This is a genomic window from Desulfitobacterium sp. PCE1 (genome assembly GCF_000384015.1).
Classification (GTDB): Bacteria; Bacillota; Desulfitobacteriia; order Desulfitobacteriales; family Desulfitobacteriaceae; genus Desulfitobacterium; species Desulfitobacterium dehalogenans.
Window position 1 is genome coordinate 661,221 of sequence record NZ_KB913023.1, and the last position, 16,916, is coordinate 678,136.

Below are 16,916 nucleotides of genomic sequence, written 5' to 3' on the forward strand. Positions count from 1 at the left end.
CGGAAAAGGAAGGTTCAAACCTCCAAATGGGCTTATACTGGGGTTCACAAGCATTTCACGGAAGAATATAAACCACTCGCTCAAAAATTCAGACAATTCGGAGAGAATTATAGAGGAAAAGGTCATGACAGTCTATAATAAATTAAAAGACTTTAAGTGAACGGAACCGTCTTTTATAGGAGGGGTTAGAATGGGTGGAGCAGAGATCGCTTTAGCAAAAGAAAGAGATATGTGGGACGGAATATTCATGGATGGATTCCGTTCGGGAAAGAATACCATCAGCTACTATCAGTTGGAGTCTGTCTTACTAGACTTTCCACGGGTCCTAGAAGCCGGAGTGGTGGCTAAGTCCGACGATCTTACACAATGTCAGATTTTAAGTGTGTATTTGGCACTGGAGGATGGCTTGGGCAGTGATGCGGACTATGAGCGCTTTACTCAAGAGGTCATTCATTATGTTCGGGAACATTTTTCCCTTCATTGCCCTATCGATGTTAAAATCAAAGAAAAGCTGCCAATGACCCGTTCGGGGAAGATTTTAAGAACGGTCTTACAGAGCTGGAATTAAGAACAATAAGATAAATTAAGACAGGTATACAAAAAGTTCCTTTAAGTAGGAACTTTTTTGTTTGTCTCAACGACAAGATACTTCGACAGTATACTTAGGAGCAAGCCAAGCATTTCTGAATCTAAGAGCGGCCAGATTTTGCAGTGGTTTGAGGGTTTTTCTCAGGGGGCTTTTGTTCATACCCGGTAACCATGGATTGGAGTCGGCTAAGATCCTCTGTGAGGCTCAGGTAAATGTGAAGAAGGATGGTGGAGATAAAGTAAATGGCTCCGGTAAACTTAATCATACGCAGAACCTGAATACCTCCTAAGAATTTTAGAACCCAATCCAGGTGCTCTCCTGCCCAGTAGGAGGCTAAAGAGATGAAGACCAGAAAAGGAAAAAGCAGAAACCAGCTGCCAAAGATGAGCTTTTGCCCCGGATCATACTGCCCATAGGGAGGAAGGCTTGGACGGAGAAATAAATAGTAGGCAAAAAGTTTGGGGAGATTCTTTATATCCTGCCATGAGAGAAGGAGTGTTTTATCCCTACGCAGAAGCATATCTACTAAACGAAAGATAAAAAAAGCTGAGGCTAGCCAACCGATGCTTACATGTACCACGAAGACTTTGCCATAGGGCAGCGCTAGAAAGGGCAAAGGTTGATGAAGAATCAGACCGGAGAGAATGATCCCGGCAAGGGAAAGGGCAAATCCCCAATGAAAAAAGCGGACCGGGGCAGGGTATCCTACCCCTAGACGACTAATTAAATTTTCCTTATGTAATTCTTTCATCACAGGCTTGCGAATCTTAAGCCGGATTTGGGAATCCTGGCCTTTTTTATTGTTATTCAACGCTTTCACCCCCGGCCTGAAAAAAATTTAGGAATAGGATTTTTGCTTAAGATTCAGACTCGGACATCTAAAGTACGAAGTTGTTTACCATCGATGAGATGCACACTGCAGGAGAAGCATGGGTCAAAAGAGCGAATGACTCTCCCAGCTTCTTTTAATTCCGGATGCTTGATAGTAAGGCCGCGAATGGATAACTCCCCTACACTGCAGGTGCCGGCTTCATCACGCGAACTAAAATTCCAAGCCGATGGTGTTATGATTTGATAATGTTTAACCCGCCCTTTTTCGATCTTTACCCAATGACCCAAAGCTCCTCGCATGGCATCCACATAACCGATTCCCATACCTGATTCCTGCTGGACTTTGGTATTTAAAGTCTCCGCTCCAGGAACCAAGCGCTCCAGCCAAATCATGGCGGCCTGGGTGATTTTTTTGGTTTCCATGACCCGAGACCAATGGCGGCCAATGGCTCCGTAACCGATAATTTTTTCCTTAGCTATCACGGCACGGGCCAGGGGACCCACCTCCAGGGCGTGTCCCTGGTAGCGGGGTGCCTTAACCCAGGTATAACCTTGGGGCTGATTCTTGTCCGGCTCTGTTGTCCCTTGCCAAGGGTGAGCGGGTTTTGTTGATTTGTACCAGGCTGTTGTTACTTCCTCCGTGATTAACCGATCATCGAAGGGCTGGTGTCGATCGTTGAGCACAGTTCCGTGAGGGAATAGGGTACTGCCATCTGGCTGTGTGAAGGCCCCCACAGAGAGAAAGTTCCCATTACCTTTCCCTAGGTGGACATACTCCGGGTAGCGCTCTGCCAGGAACTCCACATCGGGTATCATGACGTTATCGACAAACTCGAGGATTTTGACCAGATAGCCTCGATAGCGATTGATTTTATCGGCATCTACATGCATGGTGCATCCACCGGGTACGATTCCATGCCCATGGGGAGCCTTTCCGCCGAATACGCCGAAGGCGGCATGAGCATCCCGGGAAATCTCGATAGCTTGGAAGTAATGCTCCGTCATGCGTTGATCTTCTTCGGGAGTAAGGCGGAGATCTCCCTCTAAATGGGGGATGAAGGGGTAAATATCAGGCCCTTTAAAATAATCCGGCATACTCATAAGGTAGAAATGCCGGATATGATTCTGTAAAAAGTCACTACCCATAATGAGATTGCGCTGGATCAATCCGTTAGGGGGGACATTCATTCCCAGTGCTTGTTCCACAGCATAGGCTGCTGCTACGGCATGAACAGAGGAACAGATGCCACAGATGCGTTGAGTGTAATAAGGCATATCGAAAGCAGGACGGCCTTCGAGGATTTGCTCAAAGCCGCGGTAAAGGGTATCCGAGATAAAGGCGTCTTGGATAACTCCGTTTTCCAGATGGGCTTCCACTAACATCGGATTATGTATGCGGGCAAATGGAAAGAGAATCTTCTTTTCCAGCAAGCTCACTCCTTGGTAATTAAAATTTCAGTAATTTTAAACAGGGGTATCAGGTCTATGCCGGCTTTAATCCTTTGATTCCTTTGGCCGATATTGATGATAGACTTTAACTTTCCTCACTCTAATCTTTTTCTTCCCTTTAATGGTAGACCTAATAACGTTGCGATGAAGGCGGCCCTTGTAGAAGGAGGTCAAAAAATATCCACCGATTCCTAAAGCGGCTAGCCCCAAGACCCCTCTGCCTATTCGATCCGTTGTTGCTCGGCTTCCTCCTGGAAAGTGGATATCGGGAAAATGGGTAGTAAAGGGCTCCATAAGGTCAGGAAAACCAGGTTCGGTGCAGCCAATGCAGGGGGAATTGCACCCTATAGGCCAGTTGTAGCGATCATTCCAACGACGGATCGGGCAATCCGCATAGGTGACCGGGCCTTTACAGCCTACCCGGTAAAGACATTCCTTCTGACCGATATCTGTAGCAAATATACCTTGGTCATAGTAGCGACGACGGGGGCAATTATTATGGATAGTTTCTCCGTAAAACATTTTGGGCCGGCCAAATTTCTCTAGCTCTGGCTCCCCATAAAGAGCCAAATGAAGGAGAGTCCCCATGATCCAATCCGGATGGGCAGGGCAGCCGGAGACGTTAATCACCCGGCGCTCAGGTAAAATGTTTTGTACCCCGGTGCACTGCGTAGGATTAGGGTACCCGGCGACGGGTCCTCCATAGGTAGCGCAATGGCCAATAGCCACTACATATTTGGCTTTTAGCCCCAGTCTGCGTACCAGATCCAGACCAGTGACCAGTTGGCCATTTTCTAGTCCGGCGTGGTTATAATGACCTCCGTCCCGACGAATCATAGCCCCTTGAACAAGAAGGACAAATTCATGAGCTCGATTTTTTTCTGTCTCCAATAAGACATTATAGGCTAGCTCCCCTTGAGATTGCATCATGGTCCAGTCATAACGCCATTCGGTAATGTTGGTAAATACATCGGATAGAGTGGGTGACCAGATATTATCTAAGGAGATGCTATCTCCGGTACAGGTTCCTGTTTCCACCATGACAATGGGAAGTTTTTTGATTTCACCTTGAGCGAGAGCTTTTTCTAGTTCGGGGGTTACTAAGCTGATAAAGTTGCCTAGAATTGCTCCTTTGACTACCAGCTTAAGAAATTCTCGACGATTGAGCACGGCATAACCCTCCTTAATAGAATATATTTCCCCAGGATATGTAAAAAAATCCATCCAAGAAAACAGATTGAAGTTATAAAGGAAAACCTCATTGGATTCTAAAAAATTGGAAGAAACAACGAAAAAGGGAGCGCCCTTAACTACATTAATAGTTTAGGGACACTCCCTTTTTCGTTTGGGTAACGAAGTAGACTGGTTACAAATTCCTGCGTCCAGGAATTTATTACGCAATGTCAGGCAAACGCGGTATTTTTCCTGACTATGACAAAATACCATGGAATGTGTCGAATATCAAGGAACAATTTGTTCATAGATAGGAAAATAGTACCGTAAATCAGGCAAGAACATAAGAAAGGCTTAGTTTTTCTTCTTTTTCATCTTTTGTTTCGGGTGTTTTCCTTTTTCCGCAGCTTGCTGCTCCTCAATGGATTTCTGTTTTTTAGCCTTATTCCATTGGACAATTCGGTTAAATGCAAAAGCGATTGTTATAGCCAGAAAAGCACTGACCACATAAGTAAGTTCCATACTATTGGCAAAGCGATCACTTTGGACAGGAAGGACGATATTAAAGCAAACAAATGCGATACCAAAGAAGCCAAAAATCATCATGTCTTCCCTTTTTTGAGATTGCAAAAAAAACTCACCTCTCTTCTGTGACATAATTCGATATAATCAAATAATTATCCTTCCAGGAATGGACAATGACCACATTATTGCATTGTTCATATAATGCAAAGTGATAGAAATGCAGCAACATAATCGATGATATAGGAGGTTAAAGGATGAACTTTCGCTTTTTCCCATGGACACAACCTACGAATTACGGTCATCTTTTCCTCGGGCTAGATACCCGAGTTCCTTTAGCTGCAGGAGGCTCAGTCCCCGGGATAAACTTTGATAATGGGGCTACGACCCCGCCGTTTCTTTCTGTCCTTGAGGAGATCAACCGTTTTGCCCCTTTATATGGCTCTGTTCATCGGGGAGCAGGGTATAAATCCGTTGTGTCTTCCCAAATTTATGAGCAGGCCAGGACCGAGGTTCTCAAGTTTGTTGGAGGAGACTCCCGGACGGATGTGGTTATCTTTGTAAAAAACACTACAGAAGCAATTAATAAACTGGCTAATCATTTGTGGAATAAAAACAAAAAAGAGGTCATCTTGACCACCTGGATGGAGCATCATTCCAATCTTCTTCCCTGGCGGGAAAAATTCCATCTGGACTACATAGAGATTGATGAACAGGGGCGCCTGCGCATGGACGACCTCAGGGCTAAGCTGGAGCTCTACCAAGGTGCAGTCAAACTCGTGACGGTCACAGGTGCTTCCAACGTTACAGGCCATCGGAACCCAATTCATAAGATTGCTGAGCTTTCCCACCGCTATGGGGCGAAAATTTGTGTGGATGGAGCACAACTGGTTCCTCATGCTCCTGTAGATATGCGCCCATCCCACTCCATAGAGCATATTGATTTCTTGGCTTTCTCAGCCCACAAGATGTATGCCCCTTTCGGTACCGGGGTATTAATTGGTCCCCGTGCCTTTTTCGAACAGGGGGCTCCGGATTATCAGGGCGGGGGGACGGCTCGGATGGTAACACCAGATCGTGTCCTCTGGTATGATGCTCCAGGTAAGGAAGAGGCCGGGACTCCCAATCTTATGGGGGTAGTAGCACTTGTCGCCGCTGTACGGACACTGAGTGCAATAGGTATGAAAAAAGTATTACAGCATGAAGAAGGTTTACTAGGATATGCCTATGAGCAATTGCGCTGGATGGAGGGAATAACTTTTTATGGGGGAATACCTCTTAATCAGCAGCAACTTTCCCAGCGAATTGGGGTGATCTCCTTTAATGTGGAAGGTTTATTTCACGAAGATGTAGCAGAGTACTTGGCTAAGGAAGGAGGAATCTCTGTGCGCAATGGCTGTTTTTGTGCTCAACCTTACGTACAGCGGCTTTTGCATATCTCCAGGCAAGAGATGGAATACCACATGGCTAATCCCTCCTTGCCTCACCCTGGGATGGTCAGAGCAAGTTTAGCCCTCTACAACACCAAAGCAGAAATCGACTCCTTTCTTGATGTCCTGGGGAGGATTGTCAGCTCTCGTCCGAGGATCTTTCGGTCCCTGAGAACAGGGAATTGATCCATATATCTTCAATAACTTTCTATAAGTTTTCACAAATCGTTCACACTCTCGCAACACATTGCTCACTTTTATTGGTTATTATATAACCATACCTTTTCCTTTTAGCCTCCTTTGAAGATATATTTTTTCTTCCCCTGTCATAACTGGCAGGGTCTTATTTTTTTTGAGCCCTTTGGCGGTCCGATTGAGTAGCAGCCTCTGACAAGATTCTCAGGGGTTTTTTGGTTTCAGCAAGGACTTCATGGCTCTTGTGAAAAAGAAAAGAATCCCCACGTCTGGGGATTCTTTATTGCGCAAGTCTAGAAGACAAAGCGACCGCGTTTTTTATGAACTTGATTGCTTTATTTTCCTGACTCTTACAAAAAAGTAACACGGGACATGCGTAAAGTCAATGTTTTCAACAAATATAGACACTAAAATATACGAATTTTCTCAATTAATTCACTTCCAGTGGGTATAACTGAGAATAAATAACCCAAGGAACAAGTTGTTCCTGTTGACTTAAAGAAAGAAATCAGGTAGAATTACATTCGTTAAAAAGTGCCGATGTGGCTCAGAGGTAGAGCAGCTCACTCGTAATGAGCAGGTCGTCGGTTCGATTCCGACCATCGGCTCCAATGGAATCCTTATCCTGCAAGAGGTTGCGGGATTTCTTTTTTTTAGCGGTAGTGCTTCCGTTGCAACCGCGTTGCAACGATTTTTTGTATAAACGAAAACCACCTGCTATGCAGGTGGTTCCAGAAAGCTTTAGCTATGAGTAGAAAAACCTACCCCCCTTTGATAGAATAGTGCAGGTTTCGCCAACCGCACTAGACAAAGAGGAGGTAGATATCCCAATGGATACAGAAAGTTTAGCACATACTCGATGGAACTGTAAATATCATATCGTATTTGCCCCAAAATATCGAAGACAAATCATTTATGGAAAAATCAAAAAGGATATAGGAAAGATAATAAGAACATTGTGCGATTATAAGAAAGTAGAAATCATCGAAGCCAATGCCTGTGCGGATCACATCCATATGCTGGTGTCGATCCCTCCGAAATTAAGTGTATCGGCATTTATGGGATACCTGAAAGGGAAGAGCTCATTGATGATTTTCGATCGACATGCCAATTTAAAGTATAAGTATGGTAACCGGCATTTCTGGTGCAGAGGCTATTACGTTGACACAGTAGGGAGAAATAAAAAAGCGATAGAACAGTATATCCGAAAGCAGTTGCAGGAGGACATTGCAGCAGATCAACTAAGTATCAAGGAATTTGTAGATCCATTTACAGGGGAGGCTATAGAGAAGAAGAAAAAATAGCCCCCCAACCCCTTTAGGGGTAGCACGGGGCAGAGTGCGGTTGGCGGAACTTTCAGTGAGCCTTAAGGCTCAGCCTGTACCCTGCCCTTATAGGGCTAGAGCAAACCACCCGCTGAGCGGGTGGTCATGATTGGTTTTAGGCTTTAAATGGCCATCGATTTTTGAATAGGATAAAATACCTTTTTCAAATGTGGTAACCTCTTTTGTGCAAAAAATAAATGCTTAGCTCCAAACTTGTCTCAGATTTCTTTTATCAAGCATATCTTATTGTATACTCATTTTTAACGGATGATATGTTATAGGAGGTTTGATCTATGTATAGAAATCGACTTTTTCGGAGTGGCGGATATACGGGATATCAATACTCCGTAGGGGGCTATAATGGATACGGCGAAGTGGGCCTGGGGACCCTTCTGCTCACTGCTCTTGTTATTTAAGGCAGTTCATTAAGGCAAGAAAGCTAAACAGAACCACGATCCTGTCGGATGACGCCAGGGCATACAGAGGCTGTTGACATTGTATAGTCAGCAGCTTTTTGCTTAAGTTACATAAAAAACGAAGGCTGAGGAATTTTCTCAGCCTTTAAAATACTTGATGACCCTAAACCTGGTAAACAATAACTCTATATAAATAACTGTATTTGAGACTCCATCGCCTCTTGTAGAAAATCCGCAGCGGTTATAATTTGCACTTCCGGGAGCAATTCCTCCTTTTTAAAGCCCATTATGTCCACAGAGAGCTTACAACCATAGAATTGCACCCCTTTTTTTCTTGCCCCATTGAGAAACGCGGTAAGGGGTGGCGTATCCTCATCTTCCATCATTTCTTTGAGCATAGCCTTTCCTAAGCCGGCCATGTTCATGCGTGAAAGAGGCAAATCCTCGATTCCCTTAGGAGTAACCATGCCAAACATCTGCTCATAGAGGGATTTGTCTTCCAGCGTCATTTTTTCAGGATCTCGTACTAGACAAAGCCCCCAAAAGGCAAAAAACATAGTCACATCCATACCCATCTCCCGCCCTGAATTAGCCAGAATCAAACCTGCCAAGGCTTTATCATACTCACCGCTGAACATGAGCAGGGTCATCTTCTTATTCTTTGTAGTTTGCTTTCCCGGACTTATATTTTTCTCCGGGCATATGTCTTTCTCAGAGTGTATGTTTGTTGTATTCGGTTTTAACTCAATTACCGAGGCTTGTTTAATCGTCGCCTGCTGTTGGGTATCCATGGTATCAGCCCCCATCTGAAATTAATTTAGAAATCCCGTTGGAAAATTGCCGCGGACTCTCCTCCTAAAAGCTCCTCTACACTATCTATACCTAATTGCTTAAGCAGTTCCAGTACATGCTGATTATCCGCGGGAGTATGGGCGTCTGCCTCTGCTCCGTACTTGTTTACAAACTCAGTGCCCTTCTCTGCATTCAGTATAGCCTTGGGTCCTCCCACACAGCCGCCGGGGCAGCCCATGCCCTCATAGAAGTTTGCCTTAATCTCGTTGTTCATAATATCATTGAGGAGGGCCTTGCATTCTTTAACTCCATTAGCTTGAATGGATTTAATCTTCACCGGCTTATCCGGCCGAATACGGTTTAATGTATCGGAGATAGATTTGGAGACTCCGCCAGTGCGGGCATAGATCCTACCGCTGGTGGAGGAGTGTTCACTGGGTATATCCTCCATCTCTGAGGGATCAATATCCGTGGCCTCAAAAATTTGCTTAAGCTCGTGAAAAGTCAACACAGCATCCACCGCGTCTCGAATGTCCGGTTCCTTGGCTTCAGCTTTTTTGGCAATGCAAGGACCGATAAAGACCGTTTTGGCATCGGGATGCAGGCGTTTAATACTCCTCCCACAGGCTACCATAGGGGATACCGAGGGAGAGATATGAGGAACCAGGGTATCATAGACCCTTTTTACCATCCCTACCCAGATTGGGCAGCAACAACTGGTAAGGACAAAATCCTTATCCGTTTGAACGTGCTTGTCAAATTCCAAGGCTTCCTTTAAGCTCAGAACATCAGCAAAAAGTGCTACCTCAATCATCCCATAAAAGCCGAGATGCTTCAGAGCAGCACGAAGTTGCCCCATGGCCACATCACCACCAAATTGCCCGATAATCGCCGGAGCTACCATAGCAAAGACAGGGATCTCCTTAGACTGGAGGATTTCCACCAGAGGAATAAACTCCTTTTTATCCACTAAACTGTCTAAAGAGCAGGTCTCGATGCATTCTCCGCAATGGGTGCAGTTCCGGTCCTGAATGATCACATTACCTTCCATATCCCGGACTACTGCATTAAAGAGACAGGAGGCTTCGCAATTATGATCCTCTTCAGAACACCCTCTATTGCAGGATTTAATCTGAAAGACGACCTTATCCGGATCACCTTTACCTAAAGCATATTGGACATACTGCTTGGTATGCTCATCTCCGGAAGATTCCAGGGAATCGATTTCCTCCTGGAGCTTTCCCTGATAAGAGGCTTTGACCAGACGGCCGAATATTTCTTCATAGGTTAGATTGCTCATCATGTGCCCTCCCTTTTAAGCAAAATTAGTATGCCCCTAACCTGCTTTGGGAAATCATCTGAGATTATTATCTTTTGTTTTTTTGTTTATTTTGGTGTTGAAAAAGTTTTTGCCTTATGCTATTATAGATTTTGTCGCAAGACAAGCCGATGTAGCTCAATTGGTAGAGCAGCTGATTTGTAATCAGCAGGTTACAGGTTCGAGTCCTGCCATCGGCTCCATTTTTTTAAAAATGATTAAGACCATTTCTTAAAGCCTATGAATTCTGCTTGATGCAGGCTGAATTATTGGTTTTGAGAAATGGTCTTTTGTTATAATTTCCCTCTTGCTGAGCAAGAAAAGATAGATTTTTATTATTGTCATAAGGTATAGTTAAGGAGAAGCTTCTGTATCACAATTAAATTAAAAGGGAGGATATGAATTGGATTCTGAAAAAGTTGTCAATATGGTTCCTAAAATGAAAATGGGCAAAAACTTCATTGCCTTTGGCATTGTGATTGTATTTCTTGTTATCCTGGCACTGGACGCCTTTGTCATCGTGAATGCAGGCCAAAGAGGTATTGTTCTGCAATTAGGGGCTGTTCGCCCTGTCGTCTTGACAGAAGGATTACATTTTAAGATTCCCTTCGTTCAAGACGTAATCCCTGTAGAGGTGCGTGTCCAAAAATCCCAATCCGAGCAAACAGCCGCTTCAAAAGACCTGCAAATTGTCACGACAACCGTTGCGGTTAACTTTCACCTTGACCCTAATCAAGTGAATAAGCTCTATCAAAACGTCGGATTATCTTATGGAGAACGAATTGTCGATCCAGCCATCGGTGAAGCAGTCAAAGCAATCACAGCCCAATATACTGCTGAAGAGCTGATCTCCAAACGTTCAGAAGTTAGTGCCAAGATCAAAGAGACTCTCTCTACAAAATTAGCAACTTACTATGCGGTTCTAGACGAAATCAATATAACTGAATTCAAATTTAGTCAGGAATTCAATAACGCGATTGAACAAAAACAAATTGCTGAGCAGCAAGCTTTAAAAGCTAATCTTGATCTGCAAAGAATTGAAATCGAGGCCAAGCAAAAAGTAGAGCAGGCAAAAGCTGAAGCAGAATCTCTACGACTCCAAAAGCAAGAAGTTACTCCTGAACTTGTAAAACTAAGGGAAATTGAAGCCAAGATTAAAGCCATTGAAAAATGGGATGGTAAACTTCCCAATGTTACCGGTGGTGCAGTCCCTTTTATTGACGTCAATAACGGTTAATAAAAGTTTCAATCAAAGACTTGCAACCTTCGAGCCCTGCCATCGACCCTTTATGATCTTCAAGCCTGCAAGGGTGCAGGCTTTTTTCTATGGCTAAAGTCGATAGGAAAGGGTTTTTCGGGAGCAGGGATTAAAAGCAGTTTATTAGTCAAGATTATACATGCTAGTTAAGTTGGGAGACAATTAACTGAAAGTGGGTTTAATAAATGAATAGGAGAGTAGTATACTATTCATCTTTTATTTTGCTGGGAATAGTACTTGGGGTAGTGATAGCTATCTCGGAAGATTATTTCGGATTAGAAATCAATTTGATACCGTTGTTACTGTATCTCTACGTAATTTTGGTGATTTGTGGTGTGGCATTCTATCTCTACATTGCTATCTATACGAAGAACATAAATATAGTGGACAAATATGTTCAGCGGAAGAGGAAACATCCCTACTATGCCCTATTGCTTTCACTAATAGAAAAAGATTATCAAGAAGCAGAGATCCAATTGGCAAGGCTCAGCTCTTTCTACAAGCAAGCTAAAATCGCTCTCACGGCCACAGTGCAAATAGAAAAAAATCTCCTGAGAGAAGCCGAAGCAACCGCTCAAGAGATTAAAGACAGAAATATTCGGTATTATAACCTGGCTTTAATTGCTTTACTTAACGGGAAATTTGAGGAATTCGAGACTTATAAAGCCCAGATTAAGCATAAACATCTACAATATGCACTTGAAGCAGAAGCAGCCTATAGAGAACAAGATTATAAAAAGGCTGATGAGTTTGCCGAACTTGCCATTTCATCAACAGGCGGGCTCCAAAAATGGGTTTATGAAAAATCACTGGAGAAGCAGAAGAGTAATATTCATCGCCAATCTTATTTTTAAAATTTAATGTCTAAGCACTCCGCTGCACCCGTGCCGCAGGACGGCTTTTCATAAATAGCGCCATCAGACCGGCGACAAGGGGCAGGACAAAGAGGGTGGAAATAGCCGCTTGAAGCCCCCAAAGATCGGCGATGCGGCCGATCAGAACCACCGCAAGGCCCCCGATTCCTCCGGCGAAGCCTAAAGTTAAACCTGCTGCCATGGCTTTATTATTGGGAATAACCTCTTGAGCCGCGACCACGGTCACAGAAAAGCTCGAGAGCAAAGAAGCCCCTGCTAAGGCCAGGAAGACAGTGCTTAAGGTTCCCTCTGTGTAGAGGAAGGCAAAGAACAAAGGTGTAGTCAGAAGGAGGGATCCTACGATTAAAGGCTTCCGGCCAAATCGATCGGAGACAAAACCGCCGATAATTCCACCCACCGCTCCAGAGGCAAGCATAATGGTTACCAGGTGGCTGGCCGCGATATTGGATAAATTCTGGGATTTAAAATACAAAGGTAGCATGGTGAGCATTCCTGTATAAGCTAAAGAACGTATGGCGATGACTCCGACGATAGCGCTTAGTTCCTTTGCAGCGGCTTTCAGAGAAACCACCAGAGCGGAAAACTCAGGGGGGTTTTCGGGAGAGACATTGACTCGGGGAGCAAAGAATAGGAGCAGCAAGGATACCATCACGCCGGGAATCACCATGTAGAGGGTTCCCTGTAACCCATGGGCTTCAAATAAGGGCACTAAGAGCAGAGGGCCAAGGGCAAAACCAAAATTACCAAAGGCAATGAACGCGGAAAGTAAAACCGCTTTATAATCTCCGCTGAGAATATTGACCATGGTAGAAGCCTGGGGATGAAAGGCCGCCGTACCAAGGCCGGCCAGAGTAGCTAAAGTAACCAGAAGGATATAATTCTCATGAACAACCCCTGTCAAGCTGAGCAATATGCCCATCCATAGGGTTCCTACATAGACAAACCAACGCTTGCCGCGGCGATCCAGATAATAGCCGATAAAGGGTTGAACCAAAGAGGAAGAAATGGTAAAGGAAGATACGAGAATCGCCGCTTGAGTAGCCGTGAAGCCGGGATATAAAATAATCAGAAAGGGAAGCATCTGGGGAAGAAAATTGCTGTAGAGATCATTGAGCATATGGGCTAGAGATAACACGCCGATTTTAGAGTATTGAACAGGCTGTTTTTGAATAGGTTGTTTTATTGTAATGGCCATAAAAATAACCCCTTTTTCATCAGTATCTAAACAAGATCTGATATTTTTTTATTTCGTAATTCCTCTTCCATATTCTTTTCCGCTGCAAGCATAACTTTTTTTATTGAGCATTCAGGGTTCGAGTTCAAGCAACAGTCAAACAAAGAGGATTTACCCTCTATGGCTTGGATAATATCCAAAAAGGTGATCTCCTCCCAGCGGGGACTTAGGGAATACCCTCCATTGACTCCTGGTGAAGAATGAATCATACCTTCCTTAACTAACTTATTAAGTATTTTCGATAAGTAGGTAGATGAAACATTTTGCTTTTCAGCTAATTCCTGAACCCCCAGTTTTTTTTCTGATTCACTCCTGGCAAGAAACAAGACTGTGTGAAGAGCATAATCTGTCGCTCTCGAGTACTTCACTAAAAAGACCTCCTTAATTATAGAGTATATGTATCTATGATATCCTTAAGTAATATTTACGTCAATGATTTCTCTATCTAAGGTAAACCTGAATTCCGGATCTGACGCTTCGCGGCGAATTGAAAAAATAGCTGAAGACCAAAGTATAGGAGGACATAAGAGAATAGGAAGCGAATATCTAGAAAAGCGGTTCACAAAGATAGTCGTGAACAAGGAAAAAGAATTACTTCAATGTGGAGGCTCCCATGATAAAATATCCCTCGCCGAAAGCTCCTTTTACTATGATGCTCTTTTTACTTATCTTCCTATCTCTATTCCTAACGGGTTGCCAGGATCAATCGAATCCCATTGGATCGACTGAGCGAACGGGTCAAAATGAGTTTGCTCCCATTCCTGTACCCGAACCGAAATCTGAGCTCATAACCCAGAAGGAGACCATTACCCTAACCGCTTTAGGGGATATACTCATGCACAACACCCTGATCTGGTCAGGGGGCCAGCCGGATGGCTCCTATGCTTTTAATTTCTTTGGAGCAGTAAGAGATTTGATGGAGGAGGGAGATTATTGTACCACTAATCTGGAGGCAGCCCTGGCTGGTCCAGAGAAAGGTTACACCGGGTATCCTCTATTTAACAGCCCGGATGGCATCGCAGATCACCTGAAATCCTACGGAGTGGATGGGGTGGTCACAGCCAATAATCATATTCTTGATCAAGGATACCAAGGGGCAGTCAGGACTGTAGATGTCCTCGAAAAAGCAGGACTGGATGTTTTGGGTATTCGTAAAGGTCCAGAGGATTCTGGTTATTTCATTAAGGATATCCGCGGCATTAAGGTGGGCTATTTGGCCTATACTTATGGAACCAACGGTTTAAGCCTCCCTTCAGAGCACCAGTATTTTATTAACATGCTGGAAAAAGAGCGGATTCTCCAAGATATCCATCAATTGCGCTCTCAAGTAGATTTGCTAATCCTTGTACTTCATTGGGGAGTGGAATACAGTACGAAGCCCACTGAAGAACAACGGACCCTTGCTCAAGAATTTTTGACAGCGGGTGCAGATGCCATCGTAGGAAGCCATCCTCACGTGATTCAGCCGGTGGAATACTTCAGTATTGATGGTAAAAAGAAATTTGTGGCCTATTCCATTGGGAACTTTATCGGGGACCAAAGGGGTCAGGAGCGCAACAGCGGTGTCATTCTTCGGTTAAAATTCAACATTGAAAAAATAATTCAACCCGGCAAGTCGGAAAACTTTGCTTCAAAAGAGACTTTAGGTACTGCGTCAAAAGGGGTCTCCGATACTGTGGTATCCCTAACCACCGTATTGGAGGAAGTGGAGCTAATTCCGACGTACTCCCACAGTTATACTAAAGGGGGCAGGCAGCAATTCCGCGTCATCCCCGTAGAAAAAACCATCGAAAAAATTAAGGACAATGAAGAGGAAGTCTTTACCGGCAATGATCTGCCCCTCCTTGAAAATGTTCTGAAAACCACTCAGGAGCGTTTAAATCAACTAACCCCTTGAAAGAGTAAGACGGATTATATATGGAGTGTCGCAAACTATTTTTTAATATAGGCGGCGATGCTATTTTCATAGGCCTTGTCTAAGGTTCAGTAGAGGCAAGCATGGCCTCGGCTGGCGCCAAAACGGGTGTATCTTACTAGGATAGGCCCGTTTTTCTATTACTATCAACTTCAATGCCTCTTTACGGCATCACTGATGTATGGAGGCTGCAGTATGGGACACTATTTTCCAGGTAACCCCACGAACCTAAAAGAAAAGGCTCGAATATAGTTAGAGTGGAGGGATATTTATGGTTTTTAAGGGGGGTCAGAAATGGATGCCTTAAGTTTGGTTGTGCTTTTAGCTGTCGTGGTAGAGAAGGTTGTGGACCTCTTTAAGACGATTGTCAGCGCGATTCCCTTTCTACCTGATAAAATTCGCCCCCTTACCTTAGAATTGATTAGCTTGAGTATAGGGATTCTTCTTGCCTATGAAACCCAAATCAATGCCCTAAGCTTAATTGGAATTCAGACTAAAGATGGGTATGTGGGGGTCATTATCACTGGTTTAGTGGTCGGTAAGGGTGCTAATTTCGCCCATGACTTTTTCCATCACTTTAATGTCAAACAAAGAAACGGACCATAATGCATATTGGATCATAGAATAAACGGAGTATAGATTAAAGAAGCAGTGAAAATTAGGAGATAAGTAGTAGAGAGTATGCTAAGGGATGTGCTAAGAGCTATAGAAGGAAAAGAATACCAAGAAATGGAGGGATTATTACGGGATACGAAGTGAAAGACCAAATCCTGGTCAATAATCGACCTCAAGAGTCTCTGCGGCCCCAGGGCTTCGTGATTCACTCCACAGCGACTCCTGGGGCTACGGCCCAAAATGAATTTAACTATTTCAACAGCCAGCACCGAGCTGCCTCTGCCCACTATTTTGTGGATTGGACTGAGATCATTCGTGCCATTCCAGAAAATGAAGTGGCCTGGCATGCCGGGTATACGGCCAACCATCGTTTTCTGTCCGTGGAAATGAGCGAACCCCGTGAACATGAGCCCCAAAAATTCCAGGAAGTCTGGAAACGGACCCTTTGGCTGGTGGCTGACGCCTGTGTCCGCTACGGATGGGCAACAAGCAATGTCCTCTCACATCGAGATATATCCCTTACCTATCGAGAAAGCAATCATACGGATCCCATCGATTATCTGAAGGCCTACGGCTATACCTGGGAGGACATGATCATGGCTTTAGAGGGAGAAATCGATGGACTACACAACAGCAATGTAGGAGGAGATGACAAAGTGGAGCATCTAATCTTGGTGGGTCGGGGAGCGGATGAGAGGGCAGCTGGATACTTGGCGGATTATCTTCAGGCTCCCATTCTTTACTTGGATCTTCTAAGCAAAGGGTATCTGGATTCGGCTAAGAAAATATATGTGGTCGGTGGAAGCACTAAACCCTTGGAGAGGGCCATTCTGATTTCAGGAACTGATCGTTATGGAACCTGGCAGAAGGTACTGGATTTTATCCGGACCGGAAAAGTATAAGCTGGAAACAAACCAGAGTAGTATTTTTCCTTAAAATCATAAAAGACGAGACTTTTACAGCTTAAGTCCCGTCTTTT

Annotated in this window: 17 protein-coding genes and 2 tRNA genes; 11 read left to right on the forward strand and 8 right to left on the reverse strand. The window is 44.2% G+C overall.

The window, feature by feature from the left end; genetic code table 11:
* Positions 1-190 precede the first annotated feature (190 nt).
* Positions 191-568 carry an acyl-CoA synthetase gene (locus DESPCE1_RS0103265; protein ID WP_019849461.1) on the forward strand — a complete coding sequence of 126 codons (378 nt, stop codon included), beginning with the start codon at positions 191-193 and terminating at the stop codon, positions 566-568.
* 121 nt (positions 569-689) lie between these two features.
* Here the strand turns inward: DESPCE1_RS0103265 and DESPCE1_RS0103270 are convergent, their stop codons facing one another.
* The 4 genes from DESPCE1_RS0103270 to DESPCE1_RS0103285 form a co-directional block, all read right to left on the reverse strand.
* Positions 690-1,400 (reverse strand): cytochrome b/b6 domain-containing protein, encoded by a 711-nt coding sequence (locus DESPCE1_RS0103270; RefSeq protein WP_019849462.1) that lies wholly within the window; start codon positions 1,398-1,400, stop codon positions 690-692.
* Between the two features lie 53 nt (positions 1,401-1,453).
* Positions 1,454-2,857 (reverse strand): nickel-dependent hydrogenase large subunit, encoded by a 1,404-nt coding sequence (locus DESPCE1_RS0103275; RefSeq protein ID WP_028305440.1) that lies wholly within the window; start codon positions 2,855-2,857, stop codon positions 1,454-1,456.
* Between the two features lie 57 nt (positions 2,858-2,914).
* Positions 2,915-4,039, reverse strand: a complete 1,125-nt coding sequence (locus tag DESPCE1_RS0103280; protein ID WP_019849464.1) for a hydrogenase small subunit — start codon at positions 4,037-4,039, stop codon at positions 2,915-2,917.
* A 357-nt stretch (positions 4,040-4,396) separates the two neighbouring features.
* A complete protein-coding gene (locus tag DESPCE1_RS0103285) occupies positions 4,397-4,672 on the reverse strand; it encodes a hypothetical protein (RefSeq protein ID WP_014792616.1) in 276 nt (91 codons plus the stop codon).
* Positions 4,673-4,821: 149 nt separating this feature from the next.
* Between DESPCE1_RS0103285 and DESPCE1_RS0103290 the strand changes: the two genes are divergently transcribed.
* The 4 genes from DESPCE1_RS0103290 to DESPCE1_RS23935 all read left to right on the forward strand — a co-directional run bounded on the left by DESPCE1_RS0103290 (position 4,822) and on the right by DESPCE1_RS23935 (position 7,930).
* Positions 4,822-6,180, forward strand: a complete 1,359-nt coding sequence (locus DESPCE1_RS0103290; RefSeq protein WP_019849465.1) for an aminotransferase class V-fold PLP-dependent enzyme — start codon at positions 4,822-4,824, stop codon at positions 6,178-6,180.
* 545 nt (positions 6,181-6,725) lie between these two features.
* Positions 6,726-6,800, forward strand: a tRNA-Thr gene (locus tag DESPCE1_RS0103295).
* A 219-nt stretch (positions 6,801-7,019) separates the two neighbouring features.
* Positions 7,020-7,493, forward strand: coding sequence for an IS200/IS605 family transposase (tnpA, locus tag DESPCE1_RS0103300; RefSeq protein WP_019849466.1), 474 nt, complete (start codon positions 7,020-7,022; stop codon positions 7,491-7,493).
* Positions 7,494-7,807: 314 nt separating this feature from the next.
* Positions 7,808-7,930: a hypothetical protein gene (locus DESPCE1_RS23935; protein WP_019849467.1), complete on the forward strand. Its 123-nt coding sequence runs from the start codon at positions 7,808-7,810 to the stop codon at positions 7,928-7,930.
* A gap of 185 nt (positions 7,931-8,115) precedes the next feature.
* On the opposite strand, the gene DESPCE1_RS20965 is transcribed toward DESPCE1_RS23935, so the two are convergent.
* Together DESPCE1_RS20965 and DESPCE1_RS0103315 are read right to left on the reverse strand one after the other, a co-directional pair.
* A complete protein-coding gene (locus DESPCE1_RS20965; RefSeq protein ID WP_033422404.1) occupies positions 8,116-8,580 on the reverse strand; it encodes a DsrE/DsrF/DrsH-like family protein in 465 nt (154 codons plus the stop codon).
* A gap of 167 nt (positions 8,581-8,747) precedes the next feature.
* On the reverse strand, positions 8,748-10,022 hold the full coding sequence (locus DESPCE1_RS0103315) for a [Fe-Fe] hydrogenase large subunit C-terminal domain-containing protein (protein ID WP_014792620.1): 1,275 nt from the start codon (positions 10,020-10,022) through the stop codon (positions 8,748-8,750).
* 145 nt (positions 10,023-10,167) lie between these two features.
* On the opposite strand from DESPCE1_RS0103315, the gene DESPCE1_RS0103320 reads away from it, so the two are divergent.
* The 3 genes from DESPCE1_RS0103320 to DESPCE1_RS0103330 all read left to right on the forward strand — a co-directional run bounded on the left by DESPCE1_RS0103320 (position 10,168) and on the right by DESPCE1_RS0103330 (position 12,152).
* Positions 10,168-10,243, forward strand: a tRNA-Thr gene (locus tag DESPCE1_RS0103320).
* Positions 10,244-10,443: 200 nt separating this feature from the next.
* Entirely contained in the window at positions 10,444-11,277 is an 834-nt protein-coding gene (locus DESPCE1_RS0103325; RefSeq protein ID WP_019849469.1) for a prohibitin family protein, read from the forward strand.
* A 206-nt stretch (positions 11,278-11,483) separates the two neighbouring features.
* Positions 11,484-12,152 (forward strand): hypothetical protein, encoded by a 669-nt coding sequence (locus DESPCE1_RS0103330; protein WP_028305441.1) that lies wholly within the window; start codon positions 11,484-11,486, stop codon positions 12,150-12,152.
* A gap of 10 nt (positions 12,153-12,162) precedes the next feature.
* On the opposite strand, the gene DESPCE1_RS0103335 is transcribed toward DESPCE1_RS0103330, so the two are convergent.
* Together DESPCE1_RS0103335 and DESPCE1_RS0103340 are read right to left on the reverse strand one after the other, a co-directional pair.
* Positions 12,163-13,368, reverse strand: a complete 1,206-nt coding sequence (locus tag DESPCE1_RS0103335; protein ID WP_019849471.1) for an MFS transporter — start codon at positions 13,366-13,368, stop codon at positions 12,163-12,165.
* Positions 13,369-13,394: 26 nt separating this feature from the next.
* A complete protein-coding gene (locus DESPCE1_RS0103340; RefSeq protein ID WP_014792624.1) occupies positions 13,395-13,775 on the reverse strand; it encodes an Rrf2 family transcriptional regulator in 381 nt (126 codons plus the stop codon).
* Positions 13,776-14,020: 245 nt separating this feature from the next.
* Here DESPCE1_RS0103340 and DESPCE1_RS0103345 point away from each other — a divergent pair, with 245 nt between their 5' ends.
* The 3 genes from DESPCE1_RS0103345 (at position 14,021) to DESPCE1_RS0103355 (ending at position 16,839) form a co-directional block, all read left to right on the forward strand.
* The gene (locus tag DESPCE1_RS0103345) at positions 14,021-15,304 is read left to right on the forward strand and encodes a CapA family protein (protein ID WP_019849472.1); all 1,284 of its coding nucleotides are present in this window, start codon (positions 14,021-14,023) and stop codon (positions 15,302-15,304) included.
* A gap of 312 nt (positions 15,305-15,616) precedes the next feature.
* Positions 15,617-15,928, forward strand: coding sequence for a hypothetical protein (locus DESPCE1_RS0103350; protein WP_014792626.1), 312 nt, complete (start codon positions 15,617-15,619; stop codon positions 15,926-15,928).
* A gap of 149 nt (positions 15,929-16,077) precedes the next feature.
* Positions 16,078-16,839 (forward strand): N-acetylmuramoyl-L-alanine amidase family protein, encoded by a 762-nt coding sequence (locus DESPCE1_RS0103355; protein WP_019849473.1) that lies wholly within the window; start codon positions 16,078-16,080, stop codon positions 16,837-16,839.
* Positions 16,840-16,916: the final 77 nt, after the last annotated feature.